The following is a 19,849-nucleotide window of genomic DNA, read 5'->3' as shown; positions in this document are numbered from 1 at the left end:
CGGTCGTTCGCAGCCCGGGCAACGACGAAACTGCAGCTGGAACCAATATCAACAAATCAACGCAACATGTTGATTTTGCAACGATTCCAGCCACATCCGAGAAACTACTTGAGGTCGGGGTCCGGTCGCTGGGCAGTCAGGCGCCAGATTCCGAATGGCAGATGCCACGGTTCGATACGCATCCACTGGGTCTTGCCATACCAGGTCCAGCGATGCCCGTTCATCAGGTCTTCGCCCTGGGTATGCGCGTCGTCCGGCAGGCCGAGCTCCCACAACGGCAGTTCGAAATGCGCTTCCTGCGCGTTGTGCGGATCGAGGCTGATGGCCACCAGGATGAAGTTGGACAGGTCCGGCGAGCGCTTGCCGAAGTAGAGGATGTTGTCGTTCCACGCCAGGTAGGGTTTGAAACCCAGGTGCGTCTGCAGCGCCGGGTTCTGCCGGCGGATGCGGTTGAGCTGGGCGATCTCGGCCACGATGTTGCCCGGCGCCTGATAGTTGCGTGGCCGGATCTGATACTTCTCCGAATCCAGGTACTCCTCCTTGCCCGGAATCGCCGCCGACTCGCACAGTTCGAAGCCCGAGTACATGCCCCACAGCCCTGAGCCCATGGTTGCCAGTGCCGCGCGGATCAGAAAACCGGCGCGACCGGAGTCCTGCAGGAAGAACGGGTTGATGTCCGGTGTATTGACGAAGAAGTTCGGCCGGTAGCAGTCGCGCAGCGGCGGCTCGTTCAGCTCGCTGAAGTACTCGGAAAGCTCCGCTTTGGTGTTGCGCCAGGTGAAATAGGTATAGCTCTGGCTGAAGCCGACCTTGCCGAGGCGCGCCATCATGCCCGGGCGGGTGAAGGCCTCGGAGAGGAACATCACGTCGCGGTCGCGCTCGCGGATATCGGCGATCAGCCACTCCCAGAACGGCAACGGCTTGGTGTGTGGGTTGTCGACGCGGAAGATCTTCACGCCCTGCTCCACCCAGTGCCAGACCACGTCACGTAGCGCGATCCAGAGGTCGGGCATGGCGTCCTCGGCGTAGAAGTCGACGTTGACGATGTCCTGGTATTTCTTCGGTGGGTTCTCGGCGTACTTGATGGTGCCGTCCGGGCGCCAAGAGAACCAGCCCGGATGCTCCTTGAGCCAGGGGTGGTCCTGGGAGCACTGGATGGCGAAGTCCAGAGCGATCTCTAGGCCGTGCTCGCGGGCCGCGGCCACCAGTTCGCGGAAATCGTTCAGCGTGCCCAGCTGCGGGTGGATGGCGTCGTGACCACCCTCTTCGCTGCCGATGGCATAGGGGCTGCCCGGGTCGTTCGGGCCGGCTTGCAGGCTGTTGTTCGGACCCTTGCGATGCTGGCGCCCGATGGGGTGGATCGGCGGGAAATACAGCACATCGAAGCCCATGTCGCGGATCGCTGGCAGACGCTTGTGCACGTCGCGGAAGGTGCCGTGTCGATTGGGGTCATCGGTCTCCGAGCGCGGGAACAGCTCGTACCAGCTGGCGAACTGGGCCAGCGGTCGTTCGACGTCCAGCGGATAGACCGGGCTGCGACTGCAGTGCTCGCGCGGGTCGGCCGCGGCCATGGCTGCAGCGGTTTCCGCCGCCAGCAACAGCGACACGCGTTCGTCTTCCAGATGCGCCGAACCCAGCCGGTGCAGCAGGTCGTCGAGGATCGCGCGGTTCTCGCCCTGGGCGCGGGCTACGGCCTTCTCCAGCAGCAGCCGGCCCTCTTCCAGCTCCAGCTGAACCGGCACGCCGGCGGTGTGCTTCTTCGACAGCTCGTAGCGATAGCTTTCGAACACGTCCCACCAGGCCTCGATGACGAACTCGTGTTCGGCCACCTGGGTCGGGGTGAACTGGCCTTGCCAGTTGTCGTTGCCGAGCAGCTTCAATCGCGCGCGGCGCCAGTTGCTCTCGCCTTTCTCGCGCCAACAGACGGCGGCGGCCAGCTGGTCGTGCCCATCGGCGAAGATCCGGCTGGTCACCATCACCGGCTGGCCGATGATCGCCTTGGCGGCGAAGCGACCGTCATCCACCACCGGCAAGGTGGATTCGATGGCGATGCGCGGCATCTGCAAGGCTTGTTCGAGTCGAGGGTGAATCGTCGCGTTGGGCTGTGCATCGCTCATCGAACGGGCTCCTGAGGCGCAAGGGTTCGGATTGCCCGAGCCGCCTCTGGATGCGTCATCGTGCGGTTCGGGCGCCGACCCGCGGATGGCGGTTTTTGTCGGCTCTATCTTCCGAGCCGAGGGGCAGGGGAAAGTTCAGCGTTTTCCGGCCGCCAGGCAGCCCGTCCGGCGGCCGGTCGACCGGCCAGCAGGAGCGATTGCAGCCGGCTGTCGCCGGGCGCTGGAGAGCCGACGTCTGGCCGGAACCGCTGCCCTGTGGCGCCCATCAATGAAGAACGTTCAGCACTGTCGCAAACCCCAGAAAAGGAGGAGGACGACCATGACGCATGCACGCCCCGATGTGCCACAGCCCGACCCGATCGTGCACGACCAGCCGGGCGACGTGCCGCAGGTACCCTGCGCCGACGAGCTGGACGAGCACAAACCCGGCTCCCCCTATGGCAACCAGACAGTGGTGGATGCCGATAGCGCGCAGCCGGCCTGAGCGCTACTCGCCAAAGACCAGCAGGGGGTTGTAGCCGCTTCTGGCATAGACGCCCTTGTCGGCCAGCATCAGGTCCAGCGGCAGGCTGGCAAGATCGTCGGCGACCGGGTCGGCGCGGCCCTGCAGTTGCCGCAGCACGATCTTCAGGTAGCTTTCGCAGGCGCCGCAGGCTTCCGCCTGTACCGGCAGGAACGGCTCGCCCTGCTCATCGTCCAGCCCCAGATAGAGCAGCTGCCCACCCGTCTCGCAGTTGCTGCACTTGACCCGCTCCAGGTGCCATTCCGTTGCACACAGCGCGCAGTGCAGGAAGCGCACGCCGCTGCGATACGGTTCGTTGTGCACCACGCTCGCTACGGGCGGCGAGCCACAGCACGGGCACAAGGCCCGCGCCTCGGCCAGCGGTTGCGCTGGCGGACGTGGCAAGGCCGCCGCCAGGCGCACCCAGGCCACCTGCAGCGCGGCTGCCACCAGCGGCATCAGCCCGCGGGTATCGGCGCTGCCGGCGCGCTGTTCCAGTACATCGTCGGCGATCGCCTGCAGTGCATCGGCATTCGCGTCACGCAGGGCTTGCAGCAGCGGTCTCTGCCGCTCACCGACGTGCAGCGCCAGCGCATCGAGGATCGAGCGCAGATCGCCCTGCCAGTCCAGATCGCGGCGCAACGCACGAAAGCCCAGCGGCGGCATGCGATGCTCCAAAGCCTGATCGAAGGCATCCGGCGCCGGACGCCAGGACGGTTCGCGCCCACTCAGGACCTGATGCTGGGCCTGCGCCAGGCGCGCCATGAAGTCGAGAAACTCGTCCAGCGCCGGCACCATGACCATCAGCTCGCGCAGGCGCAGCGCACGGCGGCTGAACAACTGGTCGTCCGGCAGGACTACCTGCGGCGGTTCCATGATGGTGGTGGGTGCGCTGCCGAATTCGTGGCTCGCGGGGCCGCGTTTTCCTTTCATGCTCGATTCCCTGTTGGTCAGTCATGTTCGGGTTCTGGACGCCGCGGCATCGCCGGGCTCGCGATGGGGCAAGGCCGTCTCGTCGCCACGTTTCTCGCCGGCCATGACCTCGTCGTACCAGAGCTTGTGGTGATGCCGGGCCCAGGCCGGGCTGACCCGGCCCTGGGTCATCGCGCGGATCGAACCCTTGACCCAGATGGCCGAGTAGACGTGGATGATCAGCGTGAGGATGGCGACGAAGGCCGTCAGCGCGTGGATCAATGCCGCCCAGCGCAGCGCCCAGATCGGCATTTCACTGGCCACCCAGGGCCGCCAGAGCACCACACCGGTTACCAGCAGCACTGGTACCGTGGCCAGGAACACCCAGTACACCAGCTTCTGCCCGGCGTTGTTCTGCCCCACCGGCGGAAGGCGCTCGTCCCGGTTGGACAACATGTCGCCGATCTGCCGCGCCCATTGCACGTCGTAGCGGCGGAACAGATTGGCGCGAAAGAAACGCACCGCCTGGATCAGGAAGAACAGAGTCATGAACACACCGATGTACGGGTGCACGATGCGCGTCGGCTCCGGCCCGCCGAACAGCGCGGTGAGGCCGAAGAACGCCGGGTAGAACAGCGCCAGTCCGCTCAGGGTGAGCAGCACGAAACAGATCGCGACGATCCAGTGATTGGCCCGCGCCCAGGGGCCATAGCGCAGGATGCCCTTGCGTACGTTGGAATGACTCATGGCCGCCGCTCCTCGTCACGCAGATCCTGTTCACGGTCCGCCGCGGCGTTTTCCGCCTCGGGGTCGTCCTCCGGTTCTTCCTTCGGTCCCTTGGTCATGTAGTGGAAGAAGCCGGCCAGCACCGAGACGCCCAGTACCGCGGACATGATCGGCTTGGTCACGCCCTTCCACAGCTCCACCGTCGGGCTGATATGCGGGTCCTTCGGCAGGCCGCTGTAGATCTCCGGCTTGTCGGCATGCTGCAGCACGTAGACCACATGGGTGCCGCCGACGCCGGCCGGGTCGTAGATGCCGGCGTTCTCGAAGCCACGCTCCTTGAGCTTCTCGACCCGATGCGCGCCGTAGTCGAGCATCTGCTCCTTGGTGCCGAACTGGATCGAGCCGGTCGGGCAGCTCTTCACGCAGGCCGGCTCCAGGCCGTGATAGACGCGATCGGAACAGAGCGTGCACTTGTAGGCCTTGTTGTCCTTCTTCGAGATGCGCGGGATGTTGAACGGGCACCCGGCCACGCAATAGCCGCAGCCGATGCAGTGCTCGGAATTGAAGTCGACGATGCCGTTGGCGTACTGCACGATGGCTCCGGGCGACGGGCAGGCCTTCAGGCAGCCCGGCTCGGCGCAGTGCATGCAGTTATCCTTGCGGATCAGCCACTCCAGGTCGCCTTCCTCGTTCTCGTACTCGGAAAAGCGCATGACCTCGAACGACGATGGGGTCAGGTCCTGCGGGGCATTGTAGGTGCCGTCGCATTCGCCGACCTCGTCGCGCAGGTCGTTCCATTCCATGCACGCCACCTGGCAGGCCTTGCAGCCGATGCACACCGACACGTCGATCAGCTTGGTCACCTTCTCCACGCCGCCGGAGCGGATCTGCGGCGAAGGCTCGGTGGTCGCCGAACGCGCGATGATGTTCTGCAGGTTGATCTGGTCACCTCGCATCAGGCGTCTCCTATAGCTTCTCGACGTTCACCAGGAACGACTTGAATTCCGGGGTCTGGGTGTTGCCGTCGCCCACGAAGGGGGTCAGCGTGTTGGTCAGGTGAGCCTTTCTCGCCACGCCGGTGAAGCCCCAGTGGATCGGGATACCGACCTGATGCACGGTGCGCCCGTCCACCTGCAGCGGACGCAGGCGCTTGGTCACCACCGCCACCGCATCGATATGCCCGCGCTTGGAGCGCACCCGCACCTTTTCCCCCGCGGCGATGCCCAGCTCGCCAGCCAGCACCTCGCCGATCTCGACGAACTTTTCCGGCTGGACGATGGCATTGAGCAGCACGTGGGTCGTCCAGTAGTGGAAGTGTTCGGTGAGGCGGTAGGTGGTCGCCGCATACGGAAACTCTTCGTAGGTGCCGAAGGTATGTCGATCTTCGGCGAAGATGCGGGCAACCGGATTGTGGTAGGCCAGCGGATTGTCCGGGTGCAGCGGATTGTTGGGGATCGGCGATTCCAGCGGCTCGTAGTGCTCGGGGAACGGCCCCTCGCCCAGCCACTCGCTGGCGAAGAAGTGCCCGGTGCCGCTCTCGGTGAGGATGAACGGCTTGACGTCATCTTCCGGCGGCGCGGCCACGGGGTAGTCCGGTACGTCGGCACCGACCCAGCGTTCGCCGTTCCACCAGACCAGCGCACGGTTCGGGTCCCACGGCGTGCCGTCAGGTCGGGCCGACGCGCGGTTGTAGAGAATCCGCCGGTTCAGCGGCCAGGCCCAGGCCCAACCGAGGGTGACGCCGATGTCGTAAGGGTCCGAGTTGTCGCGCCGGTCCATCATATTGCCCTGCTCGGTCCAGGCGCCCGAGTAGATCCAGCAGCCGCAGGACGTCGAACCGTCCGCGCGCAGCTCGCCGAAGTCGTTGAGCAGCTCGCCCTTGCGACGGATGATCCGCCCCTGGTCCTCGATGTCCGCCAGCGCGCGGCCGTTGTATTCCTTGGCCAGCTCCGACGCGGCGGGATGCGCCGGGTCGCTGTAGTCCCAGGTCAGGTTGAGGATCGGCTCGGGGAAGGCGCCGCCCTCCTGCTGGTAGAGCTTCTGCAGGCGGTGGAACAATCCGGCGAGAATCGCCGTGTCGGTCTTCGCCTCACCGGGCGGCGGTGCCGCCTGGTGGTGCCACTGCAGCCAGCGCGAGCTGTTGGTGATCGAACCGTCGTCCTCGGCGAAGGTGGTGGTCGGCAGGCGGAACACCGCGGTCTGGATCTGGCTCGGGTCGACGTCGTTGAACTCGCCATGGTTCTTCCAGAACTCGCCGGTCTCGGTGGCCAATGGATCCATGATCACCAGCCACTTGAGCTTCGACAGTCCATCCAGCACCTTCGCCTTGTTCGGGAAGGCCGCGAGGATGTTGAAGCCCTGGCAGAAGGCGCCGGTCATCTTGCCCTTGGTCATGTCGTTGACCGCATAGAGCACGTCGTACAGCGGCTCGGAGAGCTTCGGCAACCAGTCGTAGCACCAGTCGTTCTCGGCGCTGGCGGCATCACCGTAGAACGCCTTCATCATGCTGACGAAGAACCGCTCGTAGTGCTTCCAGTACGACACCTGGTTGGGCAACAGCGGCTGGCGCACCTTCTGCCGGATGTAGTCCTCATAGCGCTGGGCGCCAGCCGCCGGCAGCGTCATGTAGCCGGTCAGCAGGTTGGAGAGCAGGCCGATGTCGGTCAGCCCCTGGATGTTGGAGTGCCCGCGCAGCGCGTTGACCCCGCCTCCCGGCATGCCCATGTTGCCCAGCAGCAGCTGGACCATGGCGCCGGTGCGGATCATCTGCGCGCCGATGGAATGCTGGGTCCAGCCCAGGGCATAGAGGATGGTCATGGTCTTGTCGGGCGCCGCGCTCTGCGCCAGCAGTTCCCAAAGCTGCAGAACCTTGGCCTGCGGCATGCCACAGACACGCTCGACCATCTCCACCGTGTAACGGCTGTAATGCTTGCGCATCATCTGGAACACGCAGCGCGGGTGCTGCAGCGTTTCGTCGCGACGGACGAAGCCCTGCTCGTCCAGGTCGAAGTTCCACGTGGCCTTGTCGTACTGGTGGCGCTCCTCGTCGTAGCCGGTGAACAGCCCGTCGTTGAATTCGAAGCCTTCACGCACCAGGTGCGCCGCATCGGTGTAGTGCAGCACGTATTCGTGGGCGTAGCGATCGTTCTCGATCAGGTAGCTGATCAGCCCGCCGAGGAAGACGATATCGGTCCCGGTGCGAATCCAGGCGTGATAGTCCGCCACCGCAGTGGTGCGGTTGTAGCGAGGGTCGATGGAGATCAGGATCGCGTCGCTGCGCTCCTTGGCCTGCATGACCCAGCGGAAGCCCACCGGATGCGCCTCGGCCGAATTCCCGCCCATGGACAGGATGATGTTGGCATTGCGGATGTCGACCCAGCTGTTGGTCATGGCACCGCGACCGAATGAAGGGGCAAGACCTGCCACCGTCGGTCCGTGTCAGACGCGCGCCTGGTTGTCGAGTTTGAGAATACCCAGCGCCCGGGAGATCTTCTGCGTGAGGTAGGCCGTCTCGTTGGTGCACGCCGAGGCCGCCACCATGGAGGTAGTCATCCAACGGTTGACCAGCTGTCCCTGGTCATCGTGGGTCTCGAAGTTGCGGTCGCGGTCGTCCTTCATCAGGCGGGCGATGCGGTCGAGCGCCTCGTCCCAGCTGATGCGCTTCCACTCGTCGGTACCTGGCTCGCGGACCTGCGGGTAGCGCACCCGCGAATCGCTCTTGATGAAATCGAGCACGCCGGCGCCCCGTGGGCAGAGCGAACCGCGGCTGACCGGATGATCCGGGTCGCCCTCGACATGGAAGATATGGTCATGGCTGTTGATCGCGCCGTCGCCGCGCGCGTACAGCAGCATGCCGCAGCCCACCGAACAATAGGTGCAGATGTTGCGGGTGACCTTCGCACCGGTGAGCTTGAAATGCCGCACCGAGGCCAGCGCCTCCTGCGGGGCGAACCCCATCATCGCCATGCTGGAAGCGCCCAATCCGGCTGCGCCGAACTTGAGAAACTGCCGCCGGGATACTCGTGCCGTCATCGGTATCTCCTGTCATGAATGCTCGGCTCAACTGCTAGAGGGTCGACTGGGTACGGCTGGCAGAGGTTCAGACGGGATGACGGGCGGCTCTACCGCCGGGGGTGCAAGGTGGTCGGAATGCGCTGCGTCCCGTCGGAAGCGTGACTGCGAGGGTGCACAAAGGGCCGCTTAGCGGCCCTCGCGCAACCGCTCGAGCAGCTCCCGTCCCAGCCGCTGGCGGGTGTTGCCGTAGTCGGCCCAGGGATCGTCGCTGCGCGTATTCAGGTAGTCGCGGACGTTGCCCAGCCGCCACTGATCGGCGCCCTCCAGGTGGCGCACCTCTTCCAGGCTCACCGGCAGCGACACTCCAAGGCCGGGCCGCGCCCGCACCGAGTAGGCGGCGACGGTACTGGCGCCCTTCTGGTTGCGCAGGTAGTCGACGAAGATGCGCCCCACACGATTCTGCGGGCCCATCTTGTCGACGATCAGCTGCGGCGACCCCCGCGCCAGCCGCTCCGTCACCGAGCGCGCGAAGCTGCGCGCACAATCCCAGTCGTGGCGCCGCTCGATCGGCACCACCACATGCATCCCGCGCCCGCCGCTGGTCTTGAGGAAGGCGCGCAACCCCAGCTCGTCCAGCAGCGCCAGGGTCAGCTCGGTAGCCTCGACCATGCTCGCCCAGGGCAGTGCCGGGTCCGGATCCAGATCGAAGATCACCCGGTCCGGTCGCTCGATGCGATCGCTGCGGGCGTTCCAGGTATGGAATTCGACGCTGCCCATCTGCACCGCCTCGATGACGGCGGTGATGTTGTCGGCCTGGATCAACCGGGCGTGCTCGGGATCGAGTTTTTTCGGCAGCGCGCGCATGTGCGGCATCTTCAACCGGCCGCAATGACGCTGGAAGAAGCTCTCGCCGCCAATACCTTCCGGCGCGCGGACGATGGAAAGCGGTCGCCCGGCGAGCTGTGGCACCAGCCAGTCCGCCACCGCCAGGTAATACTCTGCCAGCGCCAGCTTGGTGGTGCCGCTGGCCTCGTCGATCACCCGCTGATGGCTGCTGATGCCCACACCGCCTACCAATGGGCGAGCGCTGTCCTTTCGCGCGGCCATGCCTCAGCTGGCCTTCTTGCTGGATTTGCTGCTCGCCGCCGGTGCCTTGCGTGTGCGTGACGAGCTGGACGACTTGCTGGTCTTGGCCTTGCTCGCAGGCTTGGATTTGGCTGGCGCCTTTTCCGGCGCATCGTCCTCTTCGTCCGCCTCGGCGGCGCGCGCCTTGCCCGGCTTGGCAGCCAGGCTGCGCTTGAGCAGCTCGGTGAGGTCGATGACATCCGCCGAGCGGCGATCCACCGCCTCTTCCGGCCCGCCCACGGCTTCCAGCTTGCCTTCGCGTGCCTTCTTCTCCACCAGGTCCATGATCTGGTCCTGGAAGGTGTCCTTGTACTGCTCCGGCTTCCACTTCTCGGTCATGTCTTCCACCAGACGCTTGGCCATGTCCAGTTCGCGCTCGGCCAGGTCCGGATCGAGCGCTTCGTCCTTCAGTTCGAGGTACTCGACGCCGCGCACCTCGTCGGCCCAGCGCAGGGTGTTCATCACCAGCGCCTTGCCCAGCGGCATCACCACCGCCAGATGCTGCTTGTTGCGCAGCACCACGTTGGCGATGCCGACCTTGCCGGTCTGGATCAGCGTCTCGCGCAGGAGCGCGTAGACCTTTTCCCCGCGCCGGTCCGGGGTCAGGTAGTACGGCGTGTCGATGTAGAGAAAGGAGATGTCCTTGGCGTCGACGAAAGCGACGATGTCTACGGTCTGCGTGGCCTTGGGATGCGCCGCCTTGATCTCGTCGTCGCTGATGACCACGTAGTGGCCCTTCTCGTATTCGACGCCCTTGACAATGTTCTCGCTGTCGATGTCCTCGCCAGTGGTCTTGTTGATGCGCTTGTAACCGACCCGATCCATGCTGCGCTTGTCCAGCCAGTCGAAATCGATGCCCTGCCGTGTAGTGGCCGGCACCAGCGCCACCGGGATGTGTACCAGTCCGAAACTGACCGCGCCTTTCCAGATCGTGCGTGGCATATCCTGTACTCCTTCGTAGGTGCCGGCCTGCGGTCAGCCGTTGACCACGGTGCCGCCGTTGACGTGAATCACCTGCCCACTGACATAGGACGCATCGCTGCTGGCCAGATAGACGTAGGCCGGCGCCACCTCTTCAGGCTGGCCGGGCCGTTTCATCGGCACGTTGGAGCCGAATTCGGCGACCTTGTCGGCATCGAAGGTGGAGGGAATCAGGGGCGTCCAGATCGGTCCCGGCGCCACCGAGTTCACCCGGATGCCTCGCTCGGCCAGGCTCATGGCCAGGGCACGGGTGAAGGCGACGATGGCGCCCTTGGTGGAGGAATAGTCGATCAGCATCGGATTGCCCTTGTAGGCGGTCACCGAGCTGGTGTTGATGATCGAGGCGCCTTCCTGCAGGTGCGGCAACGCCACCTGGGTCAGCTGGAACATGCCGAACACGTTGGTACGGAAGGTCTGCTCCCACTGCTCCGGCGGAATGTCCTCGAAACGATCGCGGGGATGCTGCTCGGCAGCATTGTTGACCAGGATGTCCAGCTTGCCGAACTGCGCCAGCGTCTCGTCGACGACCTTGCGGCAGACATCGCGGTCGGCCACGTCACCGGCGAAGGTCAGGCAGCGCCGGCCGTGTTGCTCGACGTCCTTGCGTGTCTGCTCGGCATCCTGGTGTTGGTCGAGGTAGAGGATGGCCACGTCGGCGCCTTCGCGGGCGAACAGCACCGCCACCGAGCGGCCGATACCACTGTCGCCACCGGTGATGATGGCGACCTTGCCGGCGAGCTTGCCGGCCGCCTTGTAGTCCTCCCCGCGATATTGCGGCCGCGGGTTCATCAGCCCTTCCTTGCCGGGTTCTGCCTGCTTCTGTGGGGGTAGGGTCTGATTGTCATCGGCCATGGAAAATCCTCCGTCAAGGTAGTGAGCCTGTCTTCGGAGGACTGGAACGGCGCGCGAAAAGTTTCTGCGGGGCGATGAGAGGGCCCGGCCACGGGGCCCTCGCGGATCAGGAAAGCGTCAGGACGACACGACCACGCGGGATGCCGCTTTCGACGTAACGATGGGCCTCGATGGCCTGCTCGAAGGGAAACTGCCGATCGACCTGCGGACGCACCAGGCGGTCGACGGTCAGTTGGTTGATGTGTTGCAGCGCGCGTTCGACGGCCTCGCGGTTCTGCTCGATCCCGAGTTCCGGCTGCCCGGTGAAATCGCACAGGCAATGCAGGAAAAACTTGAAGTTCTTCTTGAACGCCGCGCAGACCGGCAGTGCGGTCTCGTTGCCGCCGTTCATGCCATAGAGGATCAGCTTGCCCAGCGGCGCCATGACATCACCGAGCAGCTTCATCTGCGAGCCGCCACAGGCATCCAGCACCACCTCGACACCGCGCCCTTCGGTCAGCTTCTGCAAGCGACCGACCAGGTCTTCTTCCTCGGTGACGATCACCGTCTCGGCACCCAGTTCACGCAGGTAGTCACGGTCCTCGCTGGTGTCACAGGTGGCGATCACCCGCCCGCCCAGCGCCTTGGCCAGCTGCACGGCAGCCGGGCCGGTGCAATGCGCGGCCTGGTTGATCAGCACGTACTGACCGGGCTCCAGCTGAGCCAGTTCGACCAGGGCGAAATAGCTCACCAGCATCGGCGTATAGTGGATCGCCGCCTCGCTGGCGCTGAGCATGTCGGGGTAATGCACCAGGGCCTGCTGAGGCAGCAGCGCGTGTTCGGCATACAGCGGGTACTGATTGAGATCGTGGGCGGGAAAACCCGCCACCTGGTCGCCGACGCTGAAGCCCTGGACGCCCTCGCCCACCGCCAGCACCTCGCCCGCCACCTCGCTGCCGAGCCCGGCGGGCAGACGCGCATGGCGCGGCGCCAGGTCCTGCCGCCAGAGCACGTCGTTCCAGCTCACGCCGACGGCGCGCACGCCGATCAGGACCTCGCCCGGGCCGGCAACCGGCACCGCGCGCTCTTCCTGACGCAATACGTCGGCCGGGCCGAACTGATGAAAACGGATGATGCGGGACATTGCGACCCCTCGCTTACTACTGTGCAAACGGACTCTATCGTCAGTATCGTCACAACTCCAGCGAGCGACGCGGATTCCCATCGATAGTTGCCATGCACGGCAATGATGGGTTTGCGTATGTATCCCCGCGGGGCGCATCGCAGGTTTGTGCATTTCGAAAGCGGAATCGGGCATGCGCTCGTCTGCGCAAGCTGTCTAGAATGCAGCGACCCACCGAACCGGACCGTGGTCCGGCCACCAGGCTCGACGTGAACCAGGCATGAATCGCAACGACCTTCGCCGTGTTGACCTCAATCTGCTGATCGTCTTCGAAACGCTGATGCACGAGCGCAGCGTGACCCGCGCCGCCGAGAAGCTCTTTCTCGGCCAGCCGGCGATCAGCGCCGCGCTGGCCCGCCTGCGCGCGCTGTTCGACGACCCGCTGTTCGTGCGCACCGGTCGCAGCATGGAACCCACTACCCGCGCGCTGGACATCGCTCAGCTGTTGTCGCCGGCGCTGGACTCGATCTCCACCGCCGTCAGCCGCGCCTCCACCTTCGACCCGGCCACCAGCACCCAGGTGTTTCGCATCGGCCTGACCGATGAGGTCGAGTTCGCCCTGCTGCCGCCGCTGCTGCGCCGCCTGCGCGCCGAAGCGCCGGACGTGGTGCTGGTGGTGCGCCGCGCCAACTACCTGCTGATGCCCGGCCTGCTGGCCTCCGGGGAGATCTCGGTGGGTGTCTGCTACACCGAGGAGCTGCCGGCCAATGCCAAGCGCAAGGTACTGCGCCGGCCCAAACCGATGCTGCTGCGGGCCGACAGCATTCCCGGCCGGCTGAGCATGGAGGACTACTGCAGCCGTCCGCATGCCATGGTTTCCTTTGCCGGCGACCTCAACGGCTATATCGACGAGGAGCTGGCCCTGCACGGCTGCAAGCGCAAGGTGGTGCTGGCGGTGCCGCAGTTCAACGGCCTGGCCAGCCTGCTTGCCGGCACCGACATCATCGCCACCGTCCCGGATTACGCCGCGGCCGCGCTGGCGGCGAACGGCGGCGTGCGCGCCGAGCCCCTGCCCTTCCAGACCAGCCAGGACTTCGAGCTGTCCATGGCCTGGCGCGGCGCCCAGGACAATGACCCCGCCGAGCGCTGGCTGCGCTCGCGTATCCAGATGTTCGTCGGCGATCCGGATAGTCTGTAGGGTGGAAAACGGCGCAGCCTTTTCCACGCGTATCCATACCCACGCACACTGCCTCGTGATTCCAGTGCCCTGCCCTGGCGGCTCCTTTTACCAACCGGGATAGCCCTCGATTGGTGGAAAGACCTGGCGGCCGTTATCCACCCTGCGGATATCACGTGGGCCTGATACTCGATGCCTAACCATAACCGCCAATGATATTCACCTTCGCCTCGTTCGATTTTTGCTGAACGGTTTGACCACGCAGACTCCCGCCATCAACAAATCCGACTTGCGGAGTCAAGCATGGAACGTTCGTTCAACGCCTTGCGTTTTCCTCTTATCGCCCTGACGGTGCTGATCACCGCCGCTTGCGGCAAGGCACCGGAGGCCACCCAGCCGGGCACGCCGCCGCCCGTCGTCAGCGTCGCGGAAGTCATCGAACAGCAGGTGACCGAGTGGGACGAACTCACTGGCCGTCTGGAAGCGCCGGAGTCGGTGGAGATTCGTCCGCGCGTATCCGGCTTCATCGACAAGGTGGCCTTCGAGGAAGGTGCGCTGGTGAGCAAAGACGACCTCTTGTTCCAGATCGACCCACGTCCGTTCCAGGCCGAGGTCAAGCGCCTGCAGGCGCAACTGCAACAGGCTCGCGCCAATCAGCAACGTACCGTCGCCGAAGCCGAACGCGGCGAGCGCCTGCGCAAGAAGAACGCGATTTCCGACGAGCTCGCCGACGCCCGCGTCAGTGCCGCCAGCGAAGCCCGCTCGGCAACCGCGGCGATTCAGGCGCAACTGGACCGCGCGCAGCTGGATCTCTCCTTCACCCGCGTGACCGCGCCCATCGACGGCCGCGTCGGCCGGGCGCTGATCACCGCCGGCAACCTGGTCAACGCTGGCGAGGCGCTGCTGACCACGCTGGTCTCCACCGACAAGGTCTATGCCTATTTCGAGGCCGATGAGCGTACCTACCTCAAGTATCGCGAGCTGGCACGCAATGGCGACCGTGGCGAGGCGACCCCTGTCTATCTCGGCCTGTCCAGCGATGACGGCCATCCGCACCTGGGACACATGGACTTCGTCGACAACCAGGTCGACCCGCGCACCGGCACCATCCGTGGTCGCGCTGTGTTCGACAACCGTGACGGCAGCTTCACCCCCGGCCTTTATGCGCGCCTGAAGCTGGTCGGCAGCGCCACCTACGACGCCGTGCTGATCAAGGACGCCGCGGTCGGTACCGACCTGGGCAAGAAGTTCGTCCTGGTGCTGACCGAGGACGGCACCGTCGCCTACCGCCCGGTCGAAGTCGGTCCCAAGCTCGAAGGGCTGCGCATCGTTCGCAGCGGTCTGGCCAAGGGCGAGAGCATCGTGGTCAACGGCCTGCAGCGCGTACGCCCGGGCAGCCCGGTGCAGCCGGAGTCGGTGCCCATGGCCGACGCCGAGACGCTGGCCACCCTGCGCCAGCAGAACCGCGCGATCAGCGAGGCGATGAAACCACAGGTCGTCGAGCGCAGCCTGGCCCAGCGCCCTAGCAGCTGAGTACCCCCCGCAACTGCCCTGAACTCCGGCGCGCCTGCCGCGCCAATCCGATCGATCCGCCAGGGCGCCAGACGCGCGCCCTACCCCGGAGTGCGCCATGAATTTCTCGCAATTCTTCATCAAGCGGCCGATTTTCGCCGCCGTGCTGTCGCTGGTGATCCTCATCGGCGGCGCCATCTCGCTGTTCCAGTTGCCGATCAGCGAATACCCGGAAGTCGTTCCACCCACCGTGGTGGTGCGGGCCAACTTCCCCGGCGCCAACCCCAAGGTGATCGGCGAGACCGTTGCCTCGCCGCTGGAACAGGCCATCACCGGCGTCGAGGGCATGCTTTACATGTCGTCCCAGGCGACCGCCGACGGCAAGCTGACGCTGACCATCACCTTCGCCCTCGGCACCGACCTGGACAACGCCCAGGTGCAGGTGCAGAACCGCGTGACGCGCACCATGCCGACCCTGCCCACCGAGGTGCAGCGCCTGGGCGTGACCGTGGACAAGGCCTCCCCCGACCTGACCATGGTGGTGCACCTGACCTCGCCGGATAACCGCTACGACATGCTCTACCTGTCCAACTACGCCGCGCTCAACGTCAAGGACGAGCTGGCGCGACTGGACGGTGTGGGCGACGTGCAGCTGTTCGGCCTCGGCAACTATTCCCTGCGCGTCTGGCTCGACCCGAACAAGGTCGCCCAGCGCAACCTCACCGCCACCGACGTGGTCAACGCCATCCGCGAGCAGAACCGTCAGGTCGCCGCCGGTGCCCTGGGCGCACCACCGGCGCCGGGCGCCACCGACTTCCAGCTGTCGATCAACACCCAGGGGCGCCTGGTGGACGAGGAGGAGTTCGAGAACATCATCGTGCGTGCCGGCGAGGACGGCGAGATCACCCGCCTGAAGGACATCGCCCGCATCGAACTGGGCTCCAGCCAGTACGCCCTGCGCTCGTTGCTGAACAACCAGCCGGCAGTGGCCATCCCGATCTTCCAGCGCCCGGGCTCCAACGCCATCGCCATCTCGGACCTGGTGCGCGAGCGCATGGCCGAGCTCAAGCAGAGCTTCCCCCAGGGCGTGGACTACGAGATCGTCTACGACCCGACCATCTTCGTGCGCGGCTCCATCGAGGCGGTGGTGCACACCCTGCTCGAGGCCATCGTGCTGGTGGTGCTGGTGGTGATCCTGTTCCTGCAGACCTGGCGCGCCTCGATCATTCCGCTGGCCGCCGTGCCGGTGTCGCTGATCGGCACCTTCGCGGTCATGCACCTGCTCGGTTTCTCGCTCAACGCGCTGTCGCTGTTCGGCCTGGTGCTGGCCATCGGCATCGTGGTGGACGACGCCATCGTCGTGGTGGAAAACGTCGAGCGCAACATCGGCCTCGGCAAGTCGCCGGAGGAAGCGACCCGTCAGGCCATGAAGGAAGTCACCGGGCCGATCATCGCCACCGCCCTGGTGCTCTGCGCGGTGTTCATCCCGACTGCGTTCATTTCCGGCCTCACCGGGCAGTTCTACCAGCAGTTCGCGCTGACCATCGCGATTTCGACGGTGATCTCGGCGTTCAACTCGCTGACCCTGTCGCCGGCCCTGGCCGCTACCCTGCTCAAGGCCCACGATGCGCCCAAGGATGGTTTCTCGCGGCTGCTCGACCGACTGTTCGGCGGCTGGCTGTTCGCGCCGTTCAACCGCATGTTCGACCGCGCCAGCCACGGTTACGTCGGCCTGGTGCGGCGCATCCTGCGCGGCAGCGGCATTGCGCTGGTGGTTTATGTCGGACTGGTCGGCCTCGGCTACATGGGCTTCGCCAGCACGCCGACCGGTTTCGTGCCGCCGCAGGACAAGCAGTACCTGGTCGCCTTCGCCCAGCTGCCGGACGCCGCCACCCTGGACCGCACCGAGGACGTGATCAAGCGCATGTCGGAAATCGCCGGCAAGCACCCCGGCGTGGAGAACACCGTGGCCTTCCCGGGCCTGTCGATCAACGGCTTCACCAACAGCCCGAACAGCGGCATCGTCTTCACTCCGCTCAAGCCGTTCGATGAGCGCAAGGACCCGTCACTCTCGGCCAACGCCATCGCGGCGGACCTGAATGGCCAGTTCGCGCAGATTCAGGATGCCTTCATCGCCATCTTCCCGCCGCCACCCGTACAAGGCCTGGGCACCATCGGCGGTTTCCGCGTGCAGGTGCAGGACCGCGGCAACCTCGGCTACGAGGAGCTGTACACCCAGGTGCAGAACGTCATCGCCAAGAGCGCCGACTATCCGGAGCTGGCCGGCCTGTTCACCAGCTACCAGGTCAACGTGCCGCAGGTGGATGCCGACATCGACCGCGAGAAGGCCAAGACCCACGGCGTGGCTATCGACGAGATATTCGACACCATGCAGGTCTACCTTGGCTCGCTGTACGCCAACGACTTCAACCGCTTCGGTCGTACCTATCAGGTCAACGTCCAGGCGGACCAGAAGTTCCGTCTGGCCCCGGAGCAGATCGGTCAGCTGAAAGTGCGCAACGACCGCGGCGAAATGGTCCCGCTGTCGACCTTCGTCAACGTCACGGATAGCGCCGGCCCGGATCGGGTGATGCACTACAACGGCTTCCTCACCGCCGAGATCAACGGCGCCGCCGCACCGGGCTACAGCTCGGGGCAAGCCGAGGCCGCCATGGAGCGTCTGCTCCAGGCCGAGCTGCCCAACGGCATGACCTACGAATGGACCGAGCTGACCTACCAGCAGATCCTCGCCGGCAACACCGCGGTGTTCGTCTTCCCGCTCTGTGTGCTCCTGGCATTCCTGGTGCTGGCCGCGCAATACGAGAGCTGGAGCCTGCCGCTGGCGGTGATCCTGATCGTGCCGATGACCCTGCTCTCGGCGATCACCGGGGTGATCCTCGCCGGTAGCGACAACAACGTCTTCACCCAGATCGGCCTGATCGTGCTGGTGGGCCTGGCGTGCAAGAACGCCATCCTCATCGTCGAGTTCGCCAAGGATAAGCAGGAGGAAGGCATGGACCGGCTGGCCGCGATCCTCGAAGCCTGCCGCCTGCGCCTGCGGCCGATTCTGATGACCAGCTTCGCCTTCATCATGGGCGTGGTGCCGCTGGTGCTCTCCAGCGGGGCCGGCGCCGAGATGCGCCATGCCATGGGTGTTGCGGTGTTCAGCGGCATGCTTGGGGTGACCTTCTTCGGTCTGCTGCTGACCCCGGTGTTCTATCTGGTGATTCGTGCCTTCGTCGAGAAACGCGAAGCCCGCAAAGCGGTTTACAAGGAGGCCCGCGCATGAAGTTCTTCGCCCTTTCCCTGCTCGCCCTGACCATCACCGGTTGCGCCGTCGGCCCGGATTACCGCGCGCCACAACCGGAGCCGGCGCGGCTGCTTCAGGCCGAGCGCGGCGATCACGACCGCTCGCGCTTCGAGGCGGCTTGGTGGCAGCAGTTCGAGGACCCGACACTGGATGCCCTGGTCGGCGAAGCACTGGCCGAAAACCGCGAGCTGCGTATCGCCTATGCCCGTCTGCGTGCGGCGCGGGCGATTCGCGACGATGTCGGCAATGATCGTCTGCCCACCGTCACCGCAGGTGCGCGCGCCGATATCGGCAAGGCCCAACAACCCGGTTTCAGCGAAGAGCGGGTGAACGCCGAGCGTTACGATCTGGGCCTGGACATGGCCTGGGAGCTGGACCTGTTCGGCCGTATCCAGCGCAGCCTGGAGGCCAGCGAAGCGCAGGCCGAAGCCGCCGAGGCCGAGCTCTATCAACTACAGGTCAGCCTGATCGCCGAACTGGTGGATGCCTATGGTCAGCTGCGCGGTGCCCAGCTGCGCGAGCGGATCGCCCGCGACAACCTGGCCAACCAGCGCAATTCCCATGAACTGACCGAGCAGTTGCGCGAAGCCGGTGTCGGCAGCGAACTCGATGTGCTACGCGCCGACGCCCGTCTGGCGGCCACCGAGGCGAGCCTGCCACAGCTGCAGGCGCAGCAGACCCGCGCCCGCAACCGCATCGCCACCCTGCTCGGCCAGCGCGCCGATCAGCTCAGCGTCGACCTCTCGCCGCGCGAGCTGCCGGCGATTGCCAAGGCGCTGCCGATCGGCGACCCCGGTGAGCTGTTGCGCCGACGCCCGGACATTCGTGCGGCCGAACGCCAACTGGCCGCCGCGACTGCAAACGTCGGCGTGGCCACAGCCGATCTGTTTCCGCGGGTGAGTCTGTCGGGCTTTCTCGGCTTCATCGCCGGACGCGGCTCGCAGATCGGCTCCAGCGCCGCACAGGCCTGGGGCGTAGCGCCCAGCATCAGCTGGGCGGCGTTCGACCTGGGCAGCGTGCGCGCCCGTCTGCGCGGTGCCGAGGCGGATGCCGACGCCGCGCTCGCCGGTTATGAGCAGCAGGTGTTGCTGGCGTTGGAGGAATCGGAAAACGCCTTCAGCGACTACGCCCGCGCTCAGGACCGCCTGTTGTCGCTGCTGCGCCAGTCCACCGCCAGCCGCGCCGCGGCACAGCAGGCGGAAATTCGCTACCGCGAAGGCACGGCGGACTTTCTCGTACTGCTCGATGCCGAGCGCGAACGGTTGCTGGCCGAAGACGCCCAGGCCCAGGCCGAAGTCGAGCTGTATCGCGGCGTAGTTGCCATCTACAAGGCGCTCGGTGGCGGCTGGAGGCCGAGCGCCTGATATCGGCTCTCTCGTTGGATCGCCTCCTGGTCGATCACTTCTGCCCCGGGTGCTGCAACGCCGCGGGGCATTTTTTTGCCGCTCGGCAGCACCACTCTTTCGTCCGCCTCGCTCTTGAGCGAAGCACGCCGTGCCTGGCTGCCGATGAATGCACC

Annotated in this window: 14 protein-coding genes; 5 read left to right on the top strand and 9 right to left on the bottom strand. The window is 65.6% G+C overall.

The genetic code is table 11. The annotated features are described in order from the left end of the window. Positions 1–104: 104 nt before the first annotated feature. Positions 105–2,117, bottom strand: coding sequence for an alpha-1,4-glucan--maltose-1-phosphate maltosyltransferase (locus VF716_RS04780; protein ID WP_020307462.1), 2,013 nt, complete (start codon positions 2,115–2,117; stop codon positions 105–107). Positions 2,118–2,436: 319 nt separating this feature from the next. Here VF716_RS04780 and VF716_RS04775 point away from each other — a divergent pair, with 319 nt between their 5' ends. Next, positions 2,437–2,601 (top strand): hypothetical protein, encoded by a 165-nt coding sequence (locus VF716_RS04775; RefSeq protein WP_013982827.1) that lies wholly within the window; start codon positions 2,437–2,439, stop codon positions 2,599–2,601. A gap of 3 nt (positions 2,602–2,604) precedes the next feature. Here the strand turns inward: VF716_RS04775 and fdhE are convergent, their stop codons facing one another. The 8 genes from fdhE to VF716_RS04735 all read right to left on the bottom strand — a co-directional run bounded on the left by fdhE (position 2,605) and on the right by VF716_RS04735 (position 12,352). Continuing rightward, positions 2,605–3,552, bottom strand: coding sequence for a formate dehydrogenase accessory protein FdhE (fdhE, locus tag VF716_RS04770; RefSeq protein WP_017244540.1), 948 nt, complete (start codon positions 3,550–3,552; stop codon positions 2,605–2,607). 21 nt (positions 3,553–3,573) lie between these two features. Then, complete coding sequence (locus VF716_RS04765) at positions 3,574–4,278, bottom strand: formate dehydrogenase subunit gamma (RefSeq protein WP_017244541.1); 705 nt, start codon at positions 4,276–4,278, stop codon at positions 3,574–3,576. Next, complete coding sequence (fdxH, locus tag VF716_RS04760; RefSeq protein WP_017244542.1) at positions 4,275–5,213, bottom strand: formate dehydrogenase subunit beta; 939 nt, start codon at positions 5,211–5,213, stop codon at positions 4,275–4,277. The genes VF716_RS04765 and fdxH overlap by 4 nt, the downstream gene beginning before the upstream one ends. Positions 5,214–5,223: 10 nt before the next feature. Further along, complete coding sequence (gene fdnG, locus VF716_RS04755) at positions 5,224–8,289, bottom strand: formate dehydrogenase-N subunit alpha (RefSeq protein ID WP_141239052.1); 3,066 nt, start codon at positions 8,287–8,289, stop codon at positions 5,224–5,226. Positions 8,290–8,457: 168 nt separating this feature from the next. Beyond that, complete coding sequence (gene ligD, locus VF716_RS04750) at positions 8,458–9,378, bottom strand: non-homologous end-joining DNA ligase (protein ID WP_017244543.1); 921 nt, start codon at positions 9,376–9,378, stop codon at positions 8,458–8,460. 3 nt (positions 9,379–9,381) lie between these two features. After that, positions 9,382–10,338, bottom strand: a complete 957-nt coding sequence (gene ku, locus VF716_RS04745; protein ID WP_014596735.1) for a non-homologous end joining protein Ku — start codon at positions 10,336–10,338, stop codon at positions 9,382–9,384. Positions 10,339–10,371: 33 nt separating this feature from the next. Continuing rightward, positions 10,372–11,229, bottom strand: coding sequence for an SDR family oxidoreductase (locus VF716_RS04740; protein WP_011913295.1), 858 nt, complete (start codon positions 11,227–11,229; stop codon positions 10,372–10,374). Between the two features lie 106 nt (positions 11,230–11,335). Further along, positions 11,336–12,352, bottom strand: a complete 1,017-nt coding sequence (locus VF716_RS04735) for a zinc-dependent alcohol dehydrogenase family protein (RefSeq protein WP_011913296.1) — start codon at positions 12,350–12,352, stop codon at positions 11,336–11,338. Between the two features lie 259 nt (positions 12,353–12,611). Between VF716_RS04735 and VF716_RS04730 the strand changes: the two genes are divergently transcribed. From VF716_RS04730 to VF716_RS04715, 4 genes are all read left to right on the top strand, one after another. Next, complete coding sequence (locus VF716_RS04730) at positions 12,612–13,529, top strand: LysR substrate-binding domain-containing protein (protein ID WP_049324462.1); 918 nt, start codon at positions 12,612–12,614, stop codon at positions 13,527–13,529. A gap of 282 nt (positions 13,530–13,811) precedes the next feature. Continuing rightward, the gene (locus tag VF716_RS04725; RefSeq protein ID WP_181120523.1) at positions 13,812–15,041 is read left to right on the top strand and encodes an efflux RND transporter periplasmic adaptor subunit; all 1,230 of its coding nucleotides are present in this window, start codon (positions 13,812–13,814) and stop codon (positions 15,039–15,041) included. A 97-nt stretch (positions 15,042–15,138) separates the two neighbouring features. Continuing rightward, positions 15,139–18,309 carry an efflux RND transporter permease subunit gene (locus VF716_RS04720; protein ID WP_440552030.1) on the top strand — a complete coding sequence of 1,057 codons (3,171 nt, stop codon included), beginning with the start codon at positions 15,139–15,141 and terminating at the stop codon, positions 18,307–18,309. Further along, complete coding sequence (locus tag VF716_RS04715) at positions 18,306–19,694, top strand: efflux transporter outer membrane subunit (RefSeq protein WP_045159070.1); 1,389 nt, start codon at positions 18,306–18,308, stop codon at positions 19,692–19,694. The genes VF716_RS04720 and VF716_RS04715 overlap by 4 nt, the downstream gene beginning before the upstream one ends. The last annotated feature ends 155 nt before the right edge of the window (positions 19,695–19,849 follow it).

Origin of the sequence: Stutzerimonas sp. Brlt_14, assembly GCF_051948915.1 — a bacterium.
In the GTDB taxonomy this organism is placed as follows: domain Bacteria; phylum Pseudomonadota; class Gammaproteobacteria; order Pseudomonadales; family Pseudomonadaceae; genus Stutzerimonas; species Stutzerimonas stutzeri.
The sequence above is the reverse complement of the archived record's forward strand: the minus strand, read 5'-3'. Positions and strand labels throughout refer to the sequence as shown.

What these genes read in the sequence shown, in the direction of transcription:
- VF716_RS04765 (WP_017244541.1), bottom strand. Translation starts at nt 4,278, where the DNA reads ATGAGTCATTCCAACGTACGCAAGGGCATCCTGCGCTATGGCCCCTGG.
- VF716_RS04715 (WP_045159070.1), top strand. Translation starts at nt 18,306, where the DNA reads ATGAAGTTCTTCGCCCTTTCCCTGCTCGCCCTGACCATCACCGGTTGC.
- VF716_RS04740 (WP_011913295.1), bottom strand. Translation starts at nt 11,229, where the DNA reads ATGGCCGATGACAATCAGACCCTACCCCCACAGAAGCAGGCAGAACCC.
- VF716_RS04720 (WP_440552030.1), top strand. Translation starts at nt 15,139, where the DNA reads ATGAATTTCTCGCAATTCTTCATCAAGCGGCCGATTTTCGCCGCCGTG.
- VF716_RS04735 (WP_011913296.1), bottom strand. Translation starts at nt 12,352, where the DNA reads ATGTCCCGCATCATCCGTTTTCATCAGTTCGGCCCGGCCGACGTATTG.
- VF716_RS04775 (WP_013982827.1), top strand. Translation starts at nt 2,437, where the DNA reads ATGACGCATGCACGCCCCGATGTGCCACAGCCCGACCCGATCGTGCAC.
- VF716_RS04725 (WP_181120523.1), top strand. Translation starts at nt 13,812, where the DNA reads ATGGAACGTTCGTTCAACGCCTTGCGTTTTCCTCTTATCGCCCTGACG.
- fdhE (WP_017244540.1), bottom strand. Translation starts at nt 3,552, where the DNA reads ATGAAAGGAAAACGCGGCCCCGCGAGCCACGAATTCGGCAGCGCACCC.
- ligD (WP_017244543.1), bottom strand. Translation starts at nt 9,378, where the DNA reads ATGGCCGCGCGAAAGGACAGCGCTCGCCCATTGGTAGGCGGTGTGGGC.
- VF716_RS04780 (WP_020307462.1), bottom strand. Translation starts at nt 2,117, where the DNA reads ATGAGCGATGCACAGCCCAACGCGACGATTCACCCTCGACTCGAACAA.
- VF716_RS04730 (WP_049324462.1), top strand. Translation starts at nt 12,612, where the DNA reads ATGAATCGCAACGACCTTCGCCGTGTTGACCTCAATCTGCTGATCGTC.
- ku (WP_014596735.1), bottom strand. Translation starts at nt 10,338, where the DNA reads ATGCCACGCACGATCTGGAAAGGCGCGGTCAGTTTCGGACTGGTACAC.
- fdxH (WP_017244542.1), bottom strand. Translation starts at nt 5,213, where the DNA reads ATGCGAGGTGACCAGATCAACCTGCAGAACATCATCGCGCGTTCGGCG.